The following is a 2,155-nucleotide window of genomic DNA, read 5'->3' on the forward strand; positions in this document are numbered from 1 at the left end:
GTTGCCCATGGCTATTGGATGACCGATCTGCGACAGCCAGACTGTGTCGTTTCCGCCATCTCCAAGCCCGAGTACTTCTGCCGGAGTAAGCCCCAGCCGGGGAAGAATGAACTGCAGGGCTTCCCACTTGTTGGCGTTCGGGTCGACGAATTCGAAGAATACGGACATGGAGCGGGCTGCCTGGGGCATCCTTCGGAGGATGCGTGGGGTTTCCTCATCAAGGCGTTCGGACGGACCGTACAGCATCATCTTCACCACGCGGGTATTGATCTCGCTGCTGCCGGCAACCTGCACATTGTCTTCGTTGAGCTCGATCAGCTGGTCGCGCATTGGGCCATCATGGTCGACTACGATGTCATTGACGGTCCACCACGTTAGGTCAAGGCCGGTGTCTCGGTGTAAGGACTTGATGACTGAGACGTCATCATCCTTCATGGTGACGACCCGGATGTCCTCATCCGTGACAGGGTTGAAGACGACGGCACCGTTGCAGCAGACCACCTCATTGGTAATACCGAGCTGGCGGGCAAGATCCTGCGTGTTCCTGCGTGAGCGTCCGGTTAGGAGAACCACGGGGATACCAAGCTTCTGGAGGGCGGCAATTGCTGTTACCGTCCGTGGATTTACGCGGTGGTCATGGCCGGCGATTGTTCCGTCAACATCAAGTGCAACGGCGCGCACACGCCCCAGATGCTTGATATCCCAGTTGGTCATATGGCAAGTCCGTTCTGTTGGTCAGCTGGCGGCCGTTGCGACCGTTGCCACGCCGAGGATGATGGTCACCGTTGGCCAGATTGCAGCCGCGGGAGGGTCGATATGGGTGTCACCGTGGGCAAGCCACAGCCGGCTGAAGAGCTCGGCGAGCCATGCGCCGAGCAAGCCGGCCGCTGCCCCCACAAGCATGGCAATCCAGGTCTCGCCGACAAGGGGAAAGAAGGTGACAGCAGCGATGCCGGCAGGCAGGGTGATGTGGTGCGTGACGGGCACGGCGTGTCCGAGGGAGAGGAAGATTAGGGACACTGCGGAAATGCCGAACATGAACACCGGCGCGTTGCCTCCAAGCTGCGGCATGGAGCGCACCAGTTCCAGGGCCACGAAAGCGGACAGGAGGCCGACGAAGATGCCGAGTACCGTATTGGGCACGAAGCGTTCCTGCCCCTCAATCCACCGGCCCTTGTCCGTCGGGGAGTAAGCAGCCCATCCGGAGGCGCCTGATCCGTTATGGACAAAAAGGCCGCTCCTGCCGAAGAGGAGCCTCACAGCAAGGGCCGAAATCACGACCGTCAGCGCGACTGAGTCGGTATTGCTGCCAAACCACGGGATCAGAGCGAGCAGTTTTTGGACGACATAGCCAAAGATGCCAAATGCTGCTCCTACCAGGAGGACGTCCGGGCGGGCGAACTTTGACAGCGGAGTGACGATGTCCTTTCCAGTCAAATCGCTTTTGCGGGCTGCCCAAGCGGCAGCTGCCACGCCGCCGGCGAAAGAAATGTGGGGGCCGAACGCGGGACCGAAGGCTATCTCACTGAGAACGGTGGAATTGGGGTCGGCCGCAAGCGCGAGCACGCCGATTATTGCCAGTAGCCCGGTAAAGATAAATGCTTGGAGCGCTCCTATGGCGGCTCCAAAAAAACCGCCTGCGGCTGCGGCAAGGATAGAGAAAAAGCTGATAACCATTGCGGATCCTTTGCGTCACGTCGTCGTGCTGCTTGAACGAATGTTTATGGGGTCGGCCCGGATGCCGGTCGGTCACAGCGTATAGCGCTTGATCGTGCAGGGCAATACTTGACTAGACATCTACATACGAATTAGGTTAGCGCCAGCTGTTCGGCCGCGCGCCGCGCGGCCAGCCTCTACCCTCGACACAAAGAAGTGAGAGAAAATGGTTAAGTACATTCTTGGCATTGACGAAGGCACAACTAGCGCCCGCGCTTTCATTATGGACGAAAATACTAACGTTCATGGATTTGGCCAGGCGGAACTGACGCAGATTTACCCCCGTCCCGGTTGGATCGAGCACGATCCCATGCAGATCCTGAATACGCAACTCGAGGTGATTCGGGCCGCCCTGCGAGACGCCGGCATTTCCCCGAATCAGCTGTCCGGGGCCGGTCTCACGAACCAGCGCGAGACCGGAATTGTCTGGGAGAAGGAC

General features: G+C 59.2%; 3 protein-coding genes. 1 reads left to right on the forward strand and 2 read right to left on the reverse strand.

The genetic code is table 11. From position 1 onward, the window contains the following. Both AC5RWX_RS32695 and AC5RWX_RS32700 read right to left on the reverse strand, forming a co-directional pair. Positions 1–714, reverse strand: a 714-nt coding sequence (locus tag AC5RWX_RS32695; protein WP_494100323.1) for an HAD-IIB family hydrolase, incomplete at its 3' end; no start/stop codon positions are given. 21 nt (positions 715–735) lie between these two features. After that, positions 736–1,677 carry a DUF7973 family transport facilitator gene (locus AC5RWX_RS32700; RefSeq protein ID WP_494100324.1) on the reverse strand — a complete coding sequence of 314 codons (942 nt, stop codon included), beginning with the start codon at positions 1,675–1,677 and terminating at the stop codon, positions 736–738. Positions 1,678–1,882: 205 nt separating this feature from the next. Here AC5RWX_RS32700 and AC5RWX_RS32705 point away from each other — a divergent pair. Continuing rightward, positions 1,883–2,155: FGGY family carbohydrate kinase (locus tag AC5RWX_RS32705; RefSeq protein WP_494100325.1), on the forward strand; the 273-nt coding region annotated here is incomplete at its 3' end.

Source organism: Arthrobacter sp. SPT-J7 (assembly GCF_059089965.1).